This is a genomic window from Mucilaginibacter sp. CAU 1740, from assembly GCF_039839285.1.
Taxonomy (GTDB): Bacteria; Bacteroidota; Bacteroidia; order Sphingobacteriales; family Sphingobacteriaceae; genus Mucilaginibacter.
Map to the genome: position 1 here is coordinate 91,796 of NZ_JBDOQS010000014.1, position 21,657 is coordinate 113,452.

A 21,657-nucleotide genomic window follows, 5' to 3' on the forward strand; every position below is an offset into this window, starting at 1 on the left:
CGTCAATTTCTCAAAAACTAAACTATTTACTATTAACACTATTAACATGACAAAAAAAATACTTTATGTATTATGGGTGATTTTATTGGCGGGGACCCAGGTTTACGCGCAAACCCGTAATATTACCGGAAAGGTTACCGATGCCGCGGACGGTGCAGCGCTCCCTGGTGTGTCTGTAACCGTAAAAGGCACTAATACAGGCACACAAACAGACGGTAATGGTAATTTTACCATTGCTGTATCCGGCAGCAATACTACGCTAACATTCAATTTTATTGGCTATGCTTCAAAGTCGGTTGAGGCTACATCAACAAGGCTAAATGTTTCTTTAACAGCAACCTCCAGCCAACTTTCGGAGGTGGTAATCTCCGGCTACTCGAGGATCAGTAAAAAGGATTATACAGGTTCGGCTGTGAAAGTTACTTCAGCCCAAATCGTTAATAAACCGGTGCAAAGTTTTGACCAGGCGTTGGCCGGGCAGGCGGCAGGTGTAAACATCATCCAACCAAATGGTGTTTTGAATAACCCGCCGGTGTTCAGGATCAGGGGTTTTAACTCGATCTCGCTAAGCTCATACCCCTTGATCATCGTTGATGGCGTACCGGTATTTACCGGCAGCACAGGGAACAGCGCCTCGAATAACCCGCTGGGCGATATCAACCCTAACGATATCGAATCGGTAGATATTTTGAAAGATGCTTCTGCAACTGCCATTTATGGTTCAAGAGCGGCCAACGGCGTTGTGGTAATCACCACTAAAAAAGGTAAACAAGGTAAAACGCAGGTAAACTATGATGCCTGGGTGGGTATCAATAAGGCGTTTAATCTGCCTAAACTGCTCAATGCTGATCAATACGTGGAGCTGAAGAACGAAGCCCGCACTAATGCCGGCCTTGGTCCGGGTTTTGCCATTCAAAAAGATGCAAACGGAAACGAGGTCAGTACAGATTGGTACAAAGTTGTTTATAAAACAGGGCTTTCGCATAATCATAACTTGAATTTCTCGGGCGCTACCGAAAAAACATCGTATTTTATCTCTACGGGCTATAGCAACCAGGAGAGCTTTATCAAAACCAACTCTTTTGAAAGGAAGATCTTCAGGGGCAACCTCGATCATCATTTATCAAAATCAATAACCATTGGTACAAACTTTAGCTATAGTAATACATTAAATCAGGGCCCTAACAGCGGGTCGCTTCCAGGCCAGGCATATAATACAGGAGGTTTAGCGCGTTTACCCCTTGTGTTGAACCCCAATGTGGCCCCGCGCAATGCCGATGGATCATACAACATCACCAGCACAGGTACGCTGGGTTTAGGTGCTAACACTATCGCCAATAACTACCCTAACGCACTTGTATTGCTTGATCTGGATAAATACACCTCGGGCAATACCAACGTGATTGGTAATGTGTATGGCGAATGGCAATTGGTAAAAGGGCTAAGGTTTAAAACCCAGTACAGCATTAACAAGCTACATACTGCGAATACCAGTTTCCAAAACCCGATTGCGGGAGATGGGCAAAGTTCAAACGGTTTGGCCCTGAACACCTTCCAGGAGTATAATCGTAATGATTGGACAAATACATTAAATTATATTGTAGACCTTGGGAAAAATCACATCAATGCATTAGCTGGCTATGAAGAGTACCATACAACCAATGTTGGTACAGGCACACAGCGCACTAACCTTGCCGATTCATACTTTAATAATTACCAGGGCAATTTCCTGAATGTTTTAAGTGATGCTACTACTGGCAACTTCCAATCAGAAAACGGTTTCAGATCGTTTTTCGGAACCGCGAATTATGACTTTGATAAAAAGTACCTGTTAAGCGCCACCTTCAGGCGTGATGGTTTCTCCGGGTTATCGGCCAGTAATAAGTATGGTAATTTTGGTGGAGGCTCTATCGGCTGGAACATAGCCGAAGAAGGCTTTTTCAAAAACTCAAAACTGGGCCGCATTTTTGAAGATCTTAAACTAAAAGGCAGCTACGGCGTAGTGGGTAACGTAGGCGTAGGCGATTTTGCTTCGTTGTCATTATATAACTCAGGTTTATACGGCGGTGCTGCAACGGTTTATTTTAACCAGGCCGGCAATTCCGATCTGAAATGGGAAACCAGTAAAAAAACAGACGTAGGCCTTACCTTCGGCTTATTTAAAGGACGCATACAGGCCGAGGTTGATTATTACAACAACAGCATCAACAACCTGATCCTGAATGCGCCTCAGGCACCTTCAAGGGGTATTCCCGGCAATACCATAGCGGCCAACGTTGGTTCGATGTATAACCGTGGCTTTGAGTTAAACCTTACTTCAAGAAACATTGTAAAAGGCGATTTTACCTGGACAACCAATTTTAACATCAGTACGCTGAGCAACAAGGTTACAGCGTTGGCGCAGGGTAACTCTGATATATACGGTGTTACCTCAAGCCTTGAAACGGCGAGCGTTACCAGGGTCGGATATACTTTGGGTTCTATTTTTGTTGTTCCGGTAGATGGTGTTAACCCAGCCAACGGTCAGCGTATTTTTATAAACCGTTTTGGCCAGAAGGTGCAATATAATCAGGTTGGTACTCCATCCAAATGGACTTTTCTTGATGGCTCAACCGCCCCGGCTATTGATGGTACCCTTGATGGCAGGATAGCTGGCCGGTCGATCCCTACGTACTACGGTGGTTTAAATAACACATTCACGTACAAAAACTTCGATCTGAATGTTGGTATCACCTTCTCGGGAGGTAACAAGATCTATAACGGAACCCAGGCTACCCTCCGCGATCAACGTTTCTGGAACAACCAAACAGATATATTAAGGCGCTGGACAACAGCTGGCCAGGTAACCGATATCCCTAAAGTTGTTTATGGCGATAACTATTCAAACGGTTCGGCTATCCCTAACTCATCCAACGTTCAAAACGGCTCATATGCTAAATTGAAAAACGTTGCATTGGGTTATAAACTGCCAACAGGGTTGGTAAACCGCGCAGGTATAGCCTCAGCAAGGGTATATGTTCAGGCAACCAACCTTGCTGTAGTTACGGGTTATAAAGGTTCAGATCCGGAAGTTTCTGCAAATGGTAACTCTAATCTCGCGCCTGGTATTGATCGTAACACCGTACCCTCGAGCCGCATATTCACCTTCGGCTTAAATGTTGGATTTTAAATTTTGATGATCATGATAGCAACAAAAAAATATAAATATACCGTTGGCGCGGCTATGCTCGGGCTAACCATGTTGTTGGGTAATTCCTGCAAAAAAAATCTGTTAACGCCTTCGCCTACTACCAGTATTGTTGACTCTAAAGCGTTTGATTCGCCAACAAGGATACTGAGCCAGTTAAATGGCCTGTATGCAGGTGTTAAAAATGGCCAGTTTTATGGTGGCCGGTATGTGATCTATAATGAGATCCGCGGCGAGGAATTTATAGTGAACAAACCTAACGGCGTTACCGGGCTTGACACCTGGAACCAAAACGTTAACTCAAATACCAACGAGGTAGTGAACCTCTGGAGCTCGGCATACACAGCTATTAACCGTGCTAACGTTTTCCTGGTAGGGTTAAATGCTAACATCACTAAAGTGGATGCGGCTACAGCCAATCAATACATAGGCGAGGCTGAGTTTTTGAGGGCACTTTCATACTTTGCCCTGGTACAAACCTATGCCAAACCTTATGTTGCCGACCAGGGTGCAAGCCCAGGTTTACCACTGCGCTTACTGGCCGAAACCGACCTTACGGGTGCCGGTAAAAATGACCTTGCCAGGAGCACCGTGGCCCAGGTTTACACCCAGATACTAAAAGACCTGGACGACGCCGAAACCAAACTTGGCGCAACCCAGGCTAATGGCGCGTTTCGTGCTTATAAAAATACAGCCATAGCGTTGAAAGCACGTGTTTATCTGTCGCAAGCTAATTACGCGAAGGTGTTGACCGAAACGTCAAAAATTATAACTACTACTGCTCCATACCAATCACCTAACGGAGCAAGTAAACTGGAGAGTAGTATAGCTACGGTTTTTAACGGTTCGTATTCGGGTGCTGAAGCATTGTTGTTTTTACCGTTTACCACAAGCGATGCTCCCGGCACGCAAAATCAACTGGCCTATTATTTTACCTCGGGGCCGGGTAATGGCGAATATTACTTAAACCCAACCGGCATTTACGCCAACGATGCATTGAGTGGCACAAGTTCAACCGATGCACGTAAAGGTTTTATAACTAAAGTAGGTACAGTTAATTATCTTACTAAATATAAAACAGCTTCGCCATTTACTGATTATGTGCCGGTGTTAAGATACAGTGAAGTATTACTGAACGCCGCCGAAGCCTATGCCCGCACCGGCGATCTGGTAAACGCGACTGCATTGTTATATGCCGTAAGGCACCGGTCAGATCCTTCGTTTGTTTTCGATCCTGTAGCTATTGCCTCACAAACCAGCCTGGTGAATACCATCCTTACCGAGCGTAGGATAGAGTTACTGGGTGAGGGCTTCAGGCTTACTGATCTGCAGCGTACAGGGCAGGCGCTTCCGGCTAAGTCTGGTCCGCAAGGGTCATCACCTTCGGTGGCAGCTACGGCATCTAACTACATCTGGCCTATTTCTGGCGTTGAACTTCAAACTAACAAGCTGATGCAACCAAACCCGTAAATTGGGAGTAGTTTTAGCATAAAATGTAAAAGCGCGGGGCCGGTTAGTTTACTGGTCTCGCGCTTTTTGATTGTTAATGTATTGTGATATGCTTACCAAATCAAGAACGACCATCAAAAAAGAAGTGCTTCAATAAAGTCAGTTACACTTACAGCAAAAGTGTACAAGCAGAATTAAGCATGGCTCTGTAGTTGGAAATTTTTTCGCAAATGAAGCAGCTTATGGATGTTTTTGTTAACGCAGGACGAAACGTATTACATGTAACAATTTTGAGTATTTGATAAATTAATAATAATTGTTAAAACTTTAATTAAATTAGGCATAAAAAAGGATCATAGATTGTTGTTCATCTGAATTTATGAGCACTGTTAAATATTTACTTTTAGTTTTAAAAGCGCAAAATATGGCAAAGACCCTATCGCTGTGTTATAGCGCTGAAAGGGCGATCAGAATTAAGTTTAACACACCAGCATTAAAAAAAATGGAAATCTTTGCAGGCTATAGAGTAATCCAGGGCCTGCAAAATCTTTTTTTATAAACTATTCTGAATTTGCTATTGGACTTAGTTGGTTGATCTTAATACTGTAAAATCATATCAACTATCGCTTATATCATTTGTGATAGTGAAATTTTAGAAGATTTAATTCAAATTCACTTTCACGACGAGTGCAGAGAGCATATTTTGTTGCCGAAAAAAATTACCGGCACACATAACGTTTCTTTTAAATGAGGCTTGGTTGTTTTGGAACTAACATCAAGATCATTTACATGGGGTATTTGTTTTAATTGTTTACGGAAATTCCAAATCATGGTTGATACAAGTGGGAGAATCATGTTGGTATTTTCAAGCCATTAAACCATGTATTGCTTCATATTCTGGAAATATCAAATTAATCTGAGATTTCCCGGATCTGTCATTTGTTTTCACACGCATGTGGTTACCGGTAGCCTGCTTTCCGCGGCACTGTTGTAAACTATGTACATGAGTGACGTTATTTTCCGGCAGTTATACATTAAAAATTGATCTGAGAGATACTTAAGTGTGCAGAAAAATTAATTTATTAATTAATAATACCTATGAGAAACTTTTTTCTTAGCGTTTTGACCGTTGCCTGCTGCCTGTTGCTTTGCTACACACAAATAGTCAAGCCCCGTTTTTCGCCTCATGTCTCCTCCTTAGCTATCGCTGATTCTGATGCTTCGTCACCAACCTCATTGCCCGAAATTCAATACCACTTAACGGCACGGCCATGGAATGCTTTAAACATATCAAGCGATGTTTATTTATCGCGAGTAGAAGGTGTAGTGCGTGAGGTTGTAAAATATCAAAATTCAGATGGCGCTATTATTGATCCATATGCCCGTCGTGAAGTACAATATTCTACGCCTTATTTTGCAAATGCGGTAGGAACATTATTATCTGCCGGCAAGGCTACAGATTTGCTAAATGCTGGCATTTTGGCTATGAACCACGCAACAGCAAATGTAAATGCCGGCGTAGCATCTATTCCTGATAATCATGGTGAATTCTATTTGGCTGCTTTAGCCAGCGCTATCCCCCTATATACGCCATTTGTGTCTGCCACTCAATTGCAAACGTGGAAAACAAGGATGGGAAAGCCGTTAGCCGCAATAATTAGCAGCCGAACTAATAATTGGCGATCATATGCAATGAAAGGGGAGTGGTTACGTGCCCAAAATGGATATGTAAACATGGGTTCGGCTGTAAACTGGATTGAAAACAGCTGGGTCACCACTCAAAAGGCCCGACTAACAAACAATTCCTGGAATTTTTATCACGATACCAGTACAGATCCCGATGCCTGGGCTTACGAAGCTGTTGGAAGGAGTAATTTATTGGCGATGGTATTCAATGGGTATAGCGGGGCCTCTAAGGATGAAATTTTAAATATATTAAAAAGAGGAACACAGTCAAGCCTTTTAATGCAGGATCCTTCAGGACAAGCGGTTGCAGGCGGCAGAAGTGGCAACCATACCTGGAATGATATTTTGTTGGCCAACGGCTACGAAATAATGGCCGAAATAGTTAATAAAGAAGGAAATTTACGCTTGGCTGGTCAATACCGTCATGCTGCTGCTCTTGCTTTCCAAAGCGCCCAAAGATGGATCAGGCCCAATCGAACGTATTCTGTTACGAAAAATCTTTTTGACCCGTCTGCAAAGGTAGGATATGCAAGCTACAGCTTTGTTACTAACTATAATGGTAACATGATGTTTCATATGGCGGAGAATTATCTGCTGCATAAATCCGTGATACAAGAAGAACCGACCCCAAACGAAATAGGTGGTTACACCATGGTAAGCGACAATCAATTTGCTACAGCCGTTGCAAATGCTGGTGGGATAACTATGGAAGCATGCTTAAGAGGTTCAACAGAAGCACTATACAACCGTTATTGGACTACATTAGGGGTTGTGCGTTTCGCCAAACCCGGTTGGGATTCACGCCTCGGGCCATCTGACGGAACGAGAGATGCATCTACTAACCTTGGCGTATCCTTCGCTCCAACTTTTTTGGAAAATGGCAAATGGATATCCCTGGCAAGTGTACCAGATCGCTATGAAGCTTTTTTTACTACTCAATTTACACATCCTTTGCTTGTTCGCTGCCAAATAGTTTATAAGCCTAAAAGCGGTAAAACAGGGCCAACATTCACTAATATTTTTACTATTACTCCAGATGGGGTCCTGTCAACTCTAACATCTACTTCCGGAAATTTTGGAGTTACCTGGCCTGTAATGAGTTTTGACGGTTCAAATCGTCTTACTTCCAGTCTTACATCCAAAATTGCAAGTGTCTCATACCCAACCGGAACAGATCAGCAAAATTTTATTGCTTTACACGCAAATCCTGTTATCTCGGCAGTTGATAAAGTAATACGAAGCGCTTACGGCGATATACTGCCCGTGCGAATGGTTTCAGGAAATACAAATAATGTTACATTCATTTATCCCCGCAGTTCGGGGGATGCATCTGCAGAATCGGTAAGGGCGAGTTTTGTGCGATCGGGTGGGGATTTTTCGTCCGTATTAGCCAAAGTTCAGGGGAATACCTATGTGGGGCGTACCTCGGCGGGTGGAGTAGCAACATCCCTCGATACCAATAATGATGGTACGGCAGACATTGTTTTTAATACAAGTACCGGATTTATAATGCAATTAGCAGCAGGAAAAATAACCAAAGTTGAAACAGACACAGATGTAACAGGAGTAATTGGCGGACAAACTTATAGTTTTAAGGCTTACACTCCCTTATCAATTACCGCACAAGGGCCGAGTGTTAAAAAAGTAGTTGTTAATACTAACAAAGCAGACAGCCTAAATGCTAAAATTTATAAAAATAACTCGAGTGTCACAGCTGGATTATTGGCTGATTCAATTCATTCAGAAAGTAAATATAAAATTGCAGACTTTGAATTTAACAATAATACAGCTGATCTGGCCTCAAAAAAGGATGCCGAAAAGTATGATTTCAAAGTGTGGCCAGTTCCAACTCAAGGCCTACTAAATTTGCAATCGTCGGATTTTTGGGCAAATAGCACAGTAACAGTTTATAGTTTTTTTGGTAAAATTGTTACAACGGGTAGTTTAAATGGCACTTTCATCCTGTTAGACCTTTCTAAAATGGCAAAAGGAACTTACATAGTTCGCCTTACAAAAAACGGTAAAACTGCAGCAAGGAAAATATTGCTCCAATAAATACAGAGACGCAGTTTTTTGTAATTGTTAGGACAATGGAGCAAACCAATCACGCTTTATCACACCAATTTACATTTCGATACACAACTTGTGTGAAAGATTAAAACCACCCACTATTTTAAATAGATTTGTTTGAGTGAGCATTAAAGGGGTAATTAAAATATATTTTGAGTTTAAAGATAGTGTCAATTATTTCAAAGTAAAGTAGCCGGAAACACAATAGCAAAGTGATAAAAAAGTAATCGCTTTTTCTCTAAATAATTCGACAGTCATATACATTATGATAGAATTAGTAATGTGGATTATGTTATATGGCATACTTTGCATAATTCTCGTTTGTTTTATGTAGGCTACCTGATAAAATACTGTTTTGGCGATAGCAATGTCTTAAACAGGGTGTAATTAATGGCAATACTATCTTTAATTAAGGTATTATCCCCGGCAATGCAGTAAGTATAATTTAATTGTTATGAGGATACTTTTAATTAATACCTTTTATTACCCAAAGTTTGATGGCGGAGCCGAAATATTGGTTCAGCAATTAGCTGAAGGACTGGTTAAAAAAGGGCATTCAGTTTATATTTTGGCTACGGGCGAAAGTAATAAGGTATATCGCGTAAACAACGTTGTTGTGATAACTTTTAAAGAACGTAATATTTATTCACATTTTGATGGTACCACAAAAAAGCCTGCATATTTAAAAATTATATGGCACCTTATCGACTCATTTAACTTAGGATATCATTTTAAGTTGTCAAACCTATTAAAAACCATCAACCCAGATGTGGTTCACACTCATAATATTCACGGTTTTTCACCATTCATTTGGGTTGCTATAAAACTACGTCGCATCAAGCTGGTACATACAATACATGATTATTATTTGCTTTGCCATAAATGTACGCGATTTAACAACGGAGTTAACTGTGAAAGCTTGTGTACTCCTTGCAAAGCTACCTCGTCAATAAAAGGGTTATTTGCTAATTACCCGGATCACTATACCGGTATAAGCCAGTATAGTTTAGCAGCACACACGGATAATTTGAACATAAATAAGCCCACTTCCATCATTTATAATAGTACATCGATAAAAAAGATAGCCGAACAACCTTTGGATACGGGAGACGTAGTTTTGGGATACATTGGCAGGATAACCGAAGCGAAGGGGCTGTTGTATTTGGTGAATGAATTGGAAGCATTAAGCCCCGATCATAAAAAGAAAATAAAAGTAATTTTTGCAGGGGCCGGCGATGCTTCTTTTATTGATTTACTCAAAACTAAATTAGGTGGAATTAACCACGAATTTGCAGGAGTTGTAAATCCTGGCGTTTTTTTTAAACAGATTAGTCTTTTGATTGTGCCCTCTATATGGAATGAGCCTTTTGGGCTTACCGTAATCGAAGCACTTACTTGCGGTGTTCCGGTTTGCCATTCGGACAGGGGAGGTTTGAAAGAACTATATAATCCTGAAAGCGGGTGGGTATTCTCACCAGAAGCAGGGAAACTTACTACGCTCTTAACTCAAATATTAACAAACGAGGAAGATATCGAAGTGAAAAAAAGTAATTGCGAAACCAGCTCCCTGCCATTCCATTCGGACGAAAACCTTAAGCGCTATATAGAGGCGTATGAATTTAATTAATAAATATAGAACTAACCCTTAACTCAGACTTTAAGCCCCAACTTAACAAAATGGTTTCAGTTATCATCCCGTGTCATAATTGCGAGAAGACAATAGACCGGGCTATAAAAAGTGTATTGCAGCAAAGTTATAAGCATATTGAAGTTATTTTAGTTAATAACAACTCAACCGATAATACATTTCAACGATTGCTCCGTTATCAAAATATCTTTCCGGGTAAGATAAAAGTTTTAGACGAGTTAAAAAAAGGAGCGCCAGCAGCTCGTAACACCGGCATAAAGAAAGCCCAGGGAGAGTGGATTCAACTGTTAGATGCAGATGATGAACTGCTTACCTCCAAGCTTGAACGCCAGGTTTTGATTGGCGAAGAAAATGATGCTGACGTAGTTGCGGGTGAAAGTATGCTCTCTTACATATCAAAAAGTAAAGAGGTGAATGTTGTTCGACATACTGATGTTGATATCTGGCGAGGATTGATTACATCTAATCTGGGTATTACCAGCTCAAATCTGTGGCGAAAAACTGCCCTTGATCAAGTGAACGGCTGGGATGAGGAACTAAGTTCGTCGCAGGAATACGACTTGCTATTACGTTTGCTTCAAAATGGGGCGAAGATAATTACGGATAAGGCTGTTAACACCATTATCCATTTATCAACAAACTCCGTGTCAAATAGCCCCAGCATTGAGCGGAAAAAGGAAGTGCTTAATAATCGTATTGCGCTTAGGCTTAGGATTCGCGAACAGCTTATAGCCACTGGTCAATATACGTTTAATCTCGAGCGCACCATCGACAACTATATTTATACCGAAATTTTGAGCTACTATAAATTATTCCCAAAATATGCTGTTGAGCTTTTAAAAACCCATAAACCCAACGTAAAGTTCAGTTTAAAACTGCGGCTGTGGTGCCGTTTACTTTTTAAAAAACCTGCTTTTAATTAACTTAAATCTTTCTTATGAAACCGTTTGTATCTGTTATTATACCAACATATCGCGACTGGAGCCGGTTAGCAATTTGTATCCAGGCGCTCAGCGTACAGGACTACGACAATTTTGAGGTAGTAGTAGTAAATAATTGTGTGGAGGATGTTATTCCCGAGGGATATAACATACCTGTAAACTTCCGTATCATTACCGAGCCGAAGCCCGGCTCATACGCTTCAAGGAACACCGGAATAAAAGAGACTTCTGGAACTATAATAGCCTTTACAGATGCTGATTGCATACCCGATAAATCGTGGATCAGCACAGCAATTCAAACTTTTGATACAGACCCAACCTGTAGCCGTATAGCTGGTAAAATTGAACTTTTTTACAGTTCGCCCAAGCCTAATAATGCAGAGATGTATGAGCAAGTATATGCTTTTAATCAGGACTTATATGTGCAAATGGATGGGACAGGCGTAACGGCTAACCTGTTTGTTAAGCGAACGGTTTTTGAAGCGGTAGGCCCTTTTGACGAGGATTTATTATCTGGTGGTGACTATGAATGGTCTGTACGGGCACGTGATGCCGGTTATAAAATTTGCTATGATGCGGGGGTGAAAATTAGTCATCCGGCACGAAACCGCATTACAGAGCTGGTAACTAAAGCCAAACGCGTTGGCGGTGGCCAGGCTGGGTTCACCTCCAAACATAATCGTGGATACTTAAAAAGAGTTTTTCGTTTCATATATGATTTACGCCCCCCGGTAAGAAGCATTCCTTTGATTGGTAGAAAAGGGAAGGGCATGGCGCTCAACCAAAAGGTAACGGTATTCTTTATCCACTACTATTTATCCTTGGTAACGGCTATTGAAAAATTCAAAGTTGCTTTAGGCAAAGAGCCAAGCAGGGCCTAAAGCTTTTTATTATAGCATGTAAGCTAACTACTATTGCATCTCATGTTATCGTAATCGGATGAGTTGATATATGAATGAGATGGTTAATGTGCTATACTGAAACTGACGAACGGCAGTATTCTTGAGTTTTAGTGAATAATCGGTTAGCAATTATGGATAAACAAATAATCCTTGTCAGGTAATACTGAGAGGGATTATTTGTTTGCAATAGATGTTGCTCAGGTATGCCGGCCAAATAAAACATGAACGTATTAAATCTTACGGTCAATTATCTTGAAGTGATTTAAAATAAGTTAGTTACTCTTAGTATGAAAACGTTCAGGCATCAATTTGTAGTCCCTTCGGCATTGTCGTTACTTTTAATAATCATTGCGCTCTCCTTTTGCATATCTAACACCATTCAGATAGAACAAGACGAATTAGGCGCTTTATTAAATGTATTTGTGCCTGTGATTATTGGTGCATTAAGTTTGATTATTATGGCTATTGTGTTAATTTTTTCAAAAAAAGAAAGAATGATATTTTATGCCCTGACATTTTTAAGTATCATTAATATAGCTACAGGGATTTTTTTGAAGCTTAGTTTTAAAGGTTTTTCTCCTCTTTCTGCCATAAATTATAACGAAGGTTTTACTACCTCAACAGTACAGATCTCGTCGCTTGTAGCGCCGCTTGAAGAGCCAAATGATATAGATATAAAGAACCTTGATGGCTTGTCGAATCATGGTCCCTTGGCTTTTTCATTTGTGCATAAATCAGGAGAAATTAATAGTGATATCCGTAAAAATACTTTTGATCGCCAGTTAGTAACTTTTCGTTTAACTAATAACGCACCCTCCGGCTTAACTATAATCGGCACATCATTTTCTGATAAGGAGTTTTGGAGTATTAAATTAATAAAAAAAGACAATAAAGCTCAAGGTAATTTCCCGGTGGTTGTTGCACCTGGAGGGCAATTAGATATAACAGTTGCTTTCAACACCACTAAAATTGGACAGCGAATTAAGGCGCCATGGTGGAAATATCTGTTTAAAACGCAAAACTTTTTGCTTACTCAAGCAAGGAATTTTAATTACCAGGGATTAAGTGGTACCACTTGTGCTAACATAAAGGGCATCCTCGTTTTAAAAACGGATAGCAAAACAAAACCATACCGTAATATTTATTTAAATGGATTGTGGCAGTATAGGGTTGAGGGAGATTGGGAACCGGATTTACAACGAGTAGTTAATACTTTAGGATTCACAACATTAATTGGTTTTAAAAACTTCGATAATGGTTTAAAAGGGGATAAGCTGGTTCCTTTTTCAGATGAAGTTGCTGGTAATTATTTTAGCATTGCCGAACATGATAAATTGGTACGAATAACAAAGATCGCGGCTTACCATGGCTGCTGTTCAGTTGAAGCCGCTGATTCTACCAGTTACTATTATTCCGGAAAAAATAAAATGTTCCCTTTGTTTTTTGCAATTCCCCGAACCGGGCAAATGTTGTTTCCTAACGATAACACGGGTGTAAATTCTGTCTGTTTTAAGCCTGATTCACAATTCGCTTTAAAAATTGGAAAATCTGCCACTGAGCGAAAAATGAATTTTCAACATAAAATAGGAGTGAGGATATGGAAAGCCCGGGATACTAACGGCACGCTTATTTCAAATGCCTTTATTTTAGGCGCTGATCATTTAGGTGCTAAAGGAACCAACTATGATTACCAGGACGAGGTTTTTTACATAGAGAATGTTAAAGTTGAATGAAGCATCTCATAAAGATCAATTTCTTATTGTTTCTGTCGTGAAAATTTGCATTCAATTATAAAGAATGATCGAAACTATAAATAGTAAGAATCTTTTAAGATGAGGTCATTATATTCTTGCAATAAATGCAAGTATTTATCTTTCCAATGCTCATTGTGGTCGTAACCGGCATAAATCGTCTTAGCATCCTGTATTTGATGAATAGCGCTAAAATCATCATTCTTAAAAAACTCCGGAAACTCATGCGAAAAATCATGCTTTATTGCCAATCCAATCCTCAGGATGATCTCTTCTTTAAGTCGTTTCGAATTAAACCAATTATATATTGATCTTCTGTTTATGTGGCACGCCCTGGCTAAATCACTGATACAATAAGCATTTTTTCTTACTCTATACTCCACAATTTGCCCGTGATGTTTTTCCATAAATTTCAAAATTGATCGTTAATGTTGTCCGTGTTTTTTAATTGGATGATAATGATGATTGGCGGTTTGTGCCGTTTGTTAGCCTATTCGATAATAGTGAACCAGCTAAAACTTTACGGGATATCTCTGTTCCGTTTGTTGTAGATATAAACAAATATGTTTAACAGGACCAGTGATGTAACTAATGTCTCCATAGTGGTAGTTTATAATAAGGTAGAAGATAACGGTATGTTCCAAATTTAACTAACGCGACAATGAAATTCTACTATTTAGTTTCCCGCAAAATGACACAATATTATGCTCACAAATGCCACTTTTTTATGATGTTTTATAAATGATTTTGTGCAATTAAGATAGGATAGCTTTTATCAAAATTCCCTATTTATAAAAATTACACACTATGCAGACATAGACTTTACAACTATTCTCATAATGATATACACTTTTGTGTATGAGGCTTTTCCCACGTTTTGATATGGTATTTTTACTTTAAAAAAAGGATGATTATGAAGATTTTAGACAAAAAATTAGAGCTCGGAACATTAAACCGCGCTAATGCAAGGCCGTTGCGTGCAGCCACATTTATTGGACGATCAGGATGTTTAATTTTAATATCTGTGTTGTTTTTGTCAAGTTTAGGATGTAAAAAACCTGCAGCAGATGAAGGTAGTTATTATGGATATGGCAGGCTTGCGGTTACCTGTGCCGGAGAGTGCAATGTATCATTTGGCTCAGTTGGTAAAATGAATAACTATACAGTTACTTCAACTACTGCTGTTTACACTTTCAGGTATCAAACCAAATATGAATTGGGTATCACTATCACTCCGGTGGATAAAGATCAGAGTTTAAGAATGGAAGTATATAGCAGAGAAGAAATGCAAATTTTTAAAAATTCGGTTGATAGAAAGGTTAATGAACCGTGGGTGGCTCAAATACTTGTACCATAAGGTTTAAGCACGTTGTTAGTAATTTTGGTACTTCAGCATATTTAAGAAGATGTAATTGAATAACGTTTAATTAAATATCCTAAAAGTTCTGATCACAGCGACGCTACCAAAAATTGTTACTTATATATTTATTTGTTTAAACGACCGAGTAAAACATTTTTTGCATGGTCGTTTTTTGTTGTCGATAAAACTGGGTTGAAAGTTAAGACTAAAGTTGCTTTAGGTTTTTGGAATAACAAGCAGTTAAAAATAACTTTTGTTGAAACTTTGAGCTTAATTTAATAGCTCTTACATTTTTTTAAATTCATGGCGAAGATGGCCGGCTCGTTAAGTGTATTTAGCCTGGCCAAACCATAAACTATTGAGCCGTTATAACTACGTTGGTAATGCGAGGGAATGGCCGGGAGGGGAGCCATATAGATATTGACTTAATCATCAGACCTTTTTCAATACCAGAGGGATGAGTTTTGTTTATTGGCATACCGGCGAATCCGGTATCCTTTAACTGATATTTTTGAATTTAGTACACTAACCAGGATTCATAGCGCCATCTTCAGACCACATCCTGGAAATACCTAAACCTCGTATCATATCAGAAATGCTCGACGCCATTAGTATCTAAAATATTATGGGCGGATCTATTCTTCAAGAACAGATGTTTAACATTTGTATGGGTTTTAACACACACACACACACAATTTTTGAAATACTGATTTTAACCTATTGAAAACTAATAGCCTGGATAGTTTTGGTTATTATCACCATTAGGAGTGTCGTTCACTATCTACTTTGCTTCTTAATAAAGTATTGTATTTTTCAAGTAATTCAATGTATTTGTCCTTCCAGATATAATTTGAGTTATCGGAAGCATTATCGGCATGAAAACCTCCCTGCACCTGTAAAAAATCCGTTTTACGGAATAATTCGGGAAATTCGACAGAAAAGTCGTGCGAAATTAACAGGCCTATCTCATGAATAATTTCCTGTTTTAAATATTTTTGGTTAAACCAATTATAAACAGATCGTCTGTTCATATTTGTCATTCTTGCCAGTTGGCTTATACTAACCCCCTTTTTTCTAATGACTAATTCAACTATTTGACCATAATGCTTGTCCATGTCCTGTAGAGATTTGGTTGAATGATTTAAATACACATATTAATCGGTGAGATAAAGCAACTTAAATTTGTTGAAAAACTTGACGGTTTTGCTGTGTTCCGGGCGGACGAGACAAATATTCTGGTTTTATCTTAACAGTTAACGCAAACCCCAGGTTTTCGATAGTCATGACAACCAACCTTCCGTGATACGCTTTTACAGTACCTTTCTGATTTGAAAACATACCATCGTTAATTTTAATCTGTTCGCCTATTGTATAGTTTTGCAATGAAACAGCCTCAACATCAGCATAAGTGTGTATTATTGATTTTATATTTTCTATTTCCTGATTTGAAATTGTAACCGGATTGGCACAATGTTTTACTATATGCAATACACCTGCAACCTGCATTATTTTAGGAATATCATAAATATTGGCTAAAACAAAGATGTAAGACGGAAAGAGCGGCATTTCCACACATTTTACACGATCTGACCATTTTTTGGTAATTTGTAACAAAGGGCAGTACGATTTGAAGCAATTGTCTTTTAAAGACTGATCAATTTTTTTTTCCCACCTCGGTCGTGTGTAGATAACTATCCATTTCTTTTCAATCTGATCCATTTTTGTAAAAGATTATTCTCTTTAAGTGATTTCCGGTTGGTTTTTAGGGCTTGTATTGAATCATACTGTTAGAACGATTCATCTCTAAAGGTAAAATAAAAGTGCCGCGAGAGTGAGCAAGATGGGAAATTGTGTAGGAACATGAGAAACGGTGTGAAGTAAAAAACTCAAATACCTCGCTGTTTTTTAACGTTGTCGCGGATAGGCAAATGTTGGATATTATTATTTAGGTACCCATTTCCCACATTTATACAATTAGGCCACAATGATGTTCATTATCAGTTTTTTATAGCGTTTTATAGGTAAAATTGTTATCGAGTAGACTACAAAAAAATGATGTTGCTGAGGTGGTGAAGTTATCTATTACGCTATTGTAAAAGGTAGTTATCAATATTAACTCACGCGAGTATTAACGATGAACTATAAAAAATTCAGATATGGCCAGATTTTTTTCCATAGCGTTCCTGTTTTTTGCAAATCTTATTTGTGTCCAGGCGGCAACGAAGGGGAGCGACCATAGCGTTGTTGGTACAGAAGCGCGGAACAGAAAAGATACATGCAGTAGTATTAGTACATTGCCTTGTAGCGCCCTTGCTGTAACGCTGCCTTTCAAATTATCTTTTAATGCCTCAGTCCCCAATTCTATTATCGATAAAAATGGGCAGGGAACTGGTTTTACAACCGTAAACAAATATTCGGGTACAAGGTTGCCCGCCGACGGCAGCCCTTCAAATCCTGCCATCCCCGGTTATGAAGCATCAAAAATAACAATTACAGGCGGGCGTTTACAGCTTGTAACCAATAAGGGAATTGATATATTAACTAATAACAACCAGCTTAATGTGCTTGGTGTAAAGGTTAATCCAGTTAAAAAACTACAAATAGATGTAAAAATCATCAACCCGGTAAATGGGGCGCAGTCTGAGCAAGGCGGTATTTGGTTTGGCTTAAATGATAAAACCTATCTTAAGCTGGACGTAAGCGGGAACAAAATTGAATTAAGAAGAGAAATTAATGACGTTACCAGTACAATATCTGGTATCACTAACCCCGATCAGCGTATTACGCCAACTATTACGGCTTTGAGTGCTAAAACGGTTAGTCTAAGGCTGATAATAGATTCTATAGCAAAAACGGCAGAAGGTTTTTACTCAACCGATGGGGTCAATTTTTTGAGCGTGGGCGCAGGGTATGCTCAGTCATATATCAGCATTGATAGTACTGGTTTAGCCAGCGCCGCAGCTTATGCCGGCATTTTCGGAACACACCGAAACGCTACCGGAGCAGTGACCTATAGTTTTGATGATTTTGCAGTTACTGATATAGGGTCAAACTCGAAAGTACTTTCCTTTTCGCAAAATATCCTGAGCATATCAATAATCAAAAAAGGGCGGGTATATCCTCAAACTGTAAATATTACTTCAAATGTGGCGCTGCCAGCTGGTTACATATTATCTAAAACAGATGCAAGCTGGTTGAACTTACCCCAACCTATTAATAACTCGCTAACTTTTGATGCTAATTCTATCGATTCAAATACCAGTGCAGGCAGTTATCAGGCAGTTGTTACCTGCGCGGCAGCTGGTTATAAATCGGCAACATTGCTTATAAACTTCAATGTAGTTGATGGTCAGTACTCGCAGCCTATAAACGTTAATTTTCAAGATCCTCCAACAATTCCGCCTGTAAATTATATGAGAGATTATGGGCAGGGTTATGGCCTGCGTACCGCACCTTTTCAGGGTAGCGGGCTGGAGTTTGGATGGCGGCGAAAATCGGATGGTTCGTTTATAGACATAACCGGTAATGGCCGAAATAGAAACAACCCTGAGGATGTATTATTGGCTACCCTGATCCACATGCAGGCCAATAATATCAGTGGCTCATTTAATGGTCTCAAAGTCGAATCTTTTTGGGAAATAAAGGTGCCTAACGGCATTTATGATGTAACAGCATCTGTGGGCGATGGTTATGTAGGCGCGGCACCCGAGTTTCATTCGTTAAATATCGAAGGCGTTAATGTAATAAACCGATTTGTTCCTGTTGGTGCGGAAGGCTCGATAGGACGTTTTAAAGCTGTTACCAGCCGGGTAACAGTTAGTGATGAAAAGCTAACGATAACAGCAGACGGCGGTACAAATACTAAAATAAACTATGTTAATATAGTGCCGTATTCTTTAAGTTCATACCTGTTTTGGGGTAAGGGTAATCAAAATTTAGTTGTAAATGCGGGCTCAAAAGATGTGAGCACTTTTTCAATGCCTTTAGGCAGTTCAAATAATCAGGCAACTTCATATACAGTTGGTGTTAGCTATACCGGACCAGGTAATTGGCTTACTTTTACACCCACACAGATGGGGGTACAGCCCGAGGTGTTTTTTAACTATTCCGACGCGAAAAACTTACCAATTGGCAACTACAAAGCAATTGTTACTGCAAAAACACCGCAGTTTACAAGCAGTACATTTGTTGTTCAGGTAAATGTTGTTGATACTTTACGCCCTTATGTAATTTCCTCATCACCGGCAAATGGCGCGATAAAAGTTCCGTTAAACTTGGTTAGTGTGGCTGCTAATAATTTACATGTGCCCGTGTCGGCCGGATATCCGGGAGGCGTAGATAACAGTACGATAACTAATGCAACTGTTAAATTATTTAAACTTGTTGATACAACTTATGTCCCGGTTCCGGGTGTTGTTCAAGGTACAGGAGGGGGCGACGCGATCAGTATTTCTCCTTCGGCCGCGTTAGATCCAAATACTATTTACAAATTTTCCATATCATCGGGAGTAAAATCATACGCGCATATTCCGTTTGTGCCCTATGAGATGACCTTTACAACAGATGCAGCCCTTGTGGATTCTTCGGCACTTTTAAACGCCCAGTTCACCAAAGTACCTATTGCAGGCACACAAAACAAAAAATATAGTTCGTTGGCCATCGGCCCGGATGACAAATTTTATGCTTTACGGCTCGATGGAAACATTGAACGCTATTTTATCAATCATACAAACGGCACGCTTAGCCTGGATAAAACGATAGGTACATTGGCGAGTAAGTATGGTGTGCGGACAGCCATCGGGCTAACTTTTGATCCTTCATCAACAGCAAGCAATGTAATAGTGTGGGTTTCTCATTCTTCAGGTGGTTTAACTGCCGCCCCATCATATGATGGAAATATATCTAAGTTATGGGGGGATAGTTTAGAGTTTGAACAGTTAGTAGTAACCAAACTACCCCGATCTACCAGAGATCATATGGTTAATAGCTTAGCCTTCGGGCCAGATAATGCGCTTTATATTTGCCAGGGAAGCAACAGCTCTGCCGGTTCTTATGATAATGATTGGCAGCGTAACGAAACGTTGTTATCTGGAGCTCTGTTACGATTGGATCTGAACAAGCTTAGTGGTTTTAATTTGCCGTTAAATGTACAAACTACATCGAACCTAAACACAATAAACGCGGCTCCTGCTAACGCTGCTACTATGTCCGATGGAACTTATAATCCATATAGTACAGTCTCTCCCTTAACTATTTATGCATCCGGTGTTCGCAACGCGTTTGATATGGTTTGGCATACCAATGGCCAATTGTATTTGCCAACTAATGGCTCGGGCGGCGGCGGTAATTCGCCGGCATCGGTTGCAGGCACAAGAAGGCCGGACGGAAGCTTTTATCACGGGCCTGCTGTTGCAGCCACAGTTGGCGTTAAAGTACAAAACGACTGGTTGTTTAGGGTTAACCCCGATTTTCCTGTTGGCTTTTTCGGGCATCCCAACCCACTCCGCGGCGAATATGTTATTAATAGGGGATACCCGGATAATCCGTTATATTCTCCTACAGTTAACCCCGATTCCAATTATAGGGCCGCATATAACTTTGGCTTAAATAACTCCCCGGATGGTGCACTGGAATATAAAAGTAGCACTTTCAATGGAGCTTTAAAGGGAAAATTACTGGTGTGCCGATTTAGCGGCGGCGGCGATATCATTGTAATGGACCCCGGATCCAAGAATAAAACTACCTATTCCGGAACTGACGATCATATATATGATATAGTTAGGGTTACTACAGGATCAAGCAACAGTGGCTTAGTAGGGATGTCGGGATTTGCCAATCCTCTTGATATAGTGGAAGATGTGGTAAATGGAAATTTATATGTGAACGAGTTTAATTGGAATAACAACACAAATCTTATTTCTCAAATAACTTTACTGAAGGTTTCAAACCCGTCACCACCAATGGCAGTTTTAGCGGTTAGCGCGGTGTCGCGCTCATCGGTTAATGATATTGACGACAAAGAATACGAGGTAACCGTGACTAATAAAGGGGATGGCGTATTAAAGATCAAAGATATCCGTCTTTCTGGTCGTGATGCAGGGCGTTTTACTATAGATAATATTCAACAGCCTTCTGAAAAGTCGTTAATGATAATCGGCAAAAATAGGTCGTTAAGTTTCAAAGTCAATTCAAAAAACAAGCTCGATGGCAATTTAAGCGCCATGTTAAAAGTAACAAGCATTGATGATACAACTAAAATAGTGCAGATAGATAACTCTGCACATGTGGATTCGGTTATCATAAAAAAGACCGACATAGTAACAAAATCGGCAATTACTAATAGCGACGAACGTGTTCTACAGGTTTATCCTAACCCAATAGTAAATGGAATAGCGAATGTTAAGCTAAGTCATTTCAAACCCAATGAGGTTGTTTCGCTCTACGTTTTTGACATGACAGGCAGGAAGCTGAGAACAAATAAAACCCAGGTTGATGAAAAGGGGACGTTAACTACAAAATTTGAATTGGAACAAGGCGATCTCAACAAGTTTTACATCATTAGAGCTGTGTACAGGTCTGGATATAAGTATGCCAAAATAATAGTTGATGCAAGTAAATAAATAAGAAGTGCCGTGAACCAAATTGCGGCATAACCATAAAGAT

General features: G+C 39.7%; 12 protein-coding genes. 9 read left to right on the forward strand and 3 right to left on the reverse strand.

Annotated elements, in window-relative coordinates; translation table 11 throughout:
• The first annotated feature begins 46 nt into the window (after nt 1-46).
• The 7 genes from AAFN85_RS25440 to AAFN85_RS25470 all read left to right on the forward strand — a co-directional run bounded on the left by AAFN85_RS25440 (nt 47) and on the right by AAFN85_RS25470 (nt 13,616).
• The gene (locus AAFN85_RS25440) at nt 47-3,169 is read left to right on the forward strand and encodes a SusC/RagA family TonB-linked outer membrane protein (protein WP_347530626.1); all 3,123 of its coding nucleotides are present in this window, start codon (nt 47-49) and stop codon (nt 3,167-3,169) included.
• A gap of 12 nt (nt 3,170-3,181) precedes the next feature.
• Nucleotides 3,182-4,657 carry a RagB/SusD family nutrient uptake outer membrane protein gene (locus AAFN85_RS25445; RefSeq protein WP_347530627.1) on the forward strand — a complete coding sequence of 492 codons (1,476 nt, stop codon included), beginning with the start codon at nt 3,182-3,184 and terminating at the stop codon, nt 4,655-4,657.
• Between the two features lie 1,077 nt (nt 4,658-5,734).
• Entirely contained in the window at nt 5,735-8,377 is a 2,643-nt protein-coding gene (locus tag AAFN85_RS25450; protein WP_347530628.1) for a T9SS type A sorting domain-containing protein, read from the forward strand.
• Between the two features lie 469 nt (nt 8,378-8,846).
• Nucleotides 8,847-10,019: a glycosyltransferase family 4 protein gene (locus AAFN85_RS25455; RefSeq protein ID WP_347530629.1), complete on the forward strand. Its 1,173-nt coding sequence runs from the start codon at nt 8,847-8,849 to the stop codon at nt 10,017-10,019.
• Nucleotides 10,020-10,069: 50 nt separating this feature from the next.
• Nucleotides 10,070-10,963, forward strand: a complete 894-nt coding sequence (locus AAFN85_RS25460; protein WP_347530631.1) for a glycosyltransferase family A protein — start codon at nt 10,070-10,072, stop codon at nt 10,961-10,963.
• A 14-nt stretch (nt 10,964-10,977) separates the two neighbouring features.
• Complete coding sequence (locus tag AAFN85_RS25465; protein WP_347530633.1) at nt 10,978-11,862, forward strand: glycosyltransferase family 2 protein; 885 nt, start codon at nt 10,978-10,980, stop codon at nt 11,860-11,862.
• 308 nt (nt 11,863-12,170) lie between these two features.
• Nucleotides 12,171-13,616 (forward strand): hypothetical protein, encoded by a 1,446-nt coding sequence (locus AAFN85_RS25470; protein ID WP_347530635.1) that lies wholly within the window; start codon nt 12,171-12,173, stop codon nt 13,614-13,616.
• Between the two features lie 74 nt (nt 13,617-13,690).
• Here AAFN85_RS25470 and AAFN85_RS25475 read toward each other — a convergent pair whose 3' ends face one another.
• A complete protein-coding gene (locus AAFN85_RS25475; RefSeq protein WP_347530636.1) occupies nt 13,691-14,041 on the reverse strand; it encodes a hypothetical protein in 351 nt (116 codons plus the stop codon).
• A gap of 506 nt (nt 14,042-14,547) precedes the next feature.
• Between AAFN85_RS25475 and AAFN85_RS25480 the strand changes: the two genes are divergently transcribed.
• Nucleotides 14,548-14,991, forward strand: a complete 444-nt coding sequence (locus AAFN85_RS25480; protein WP_347530638.1) for a hypothetical protein — start codon at nt 14,548-14,550, stop codon at nt 14,989-14,991.
• Between the two features lie 764 nt (nt 14,992-15,755).
• On the opposite strand, the gene AAFN85_RS25485 is transcribed toward AAFN85_RS25480, so the two are convergent.
• Both AAFN85_RS25485 and AAFN85_RS25490 read right to left on the reverse strand, forming a co-directional pair.
• Nucleotides 15,756-16,025 carry a hypothetical protein gene (locus tag AAFN85_RS25485; RefSeq protein WP_347530639.1) on the reverse strand — a complete coding sequence of 90 codons (270 nt, stop codon included), beginning with the start codon at nt 16,023-16,025 and terminating at the stop codon, nt 15,756-15,758.
• Between the two features lie 145 nt (nt 16,026-16,170).
• A complete protein-coding gene (locus AAFN85_RS25490) occupies nt 16,171-16,713 on the reverse strand; it encodes a UpxY family transcription antiterminator (protein WP_347530640.1) in 543 nt (180 codons plus the stop codon).
• Nucleotides 16,714-17,150: 437 nt separating this feature from the next.
• On the opposite strand from AAFN85_RS25490, the gene AAFN85_RS25495 reads away from it, so the two are divergent.
• A complete protein-coding gene (locus tag AAFN85_RS25495) occupies nt 17,151-21,614 on the forward strand; it encodes an Ig-like domain-containing protein (RefSeq protein ID WP_347530641.1) in 4,464 nt (1,487 codons plus the stop codon).
• Nucleotides 21,615-21,657: the final 43 nt, after the last annotated feature.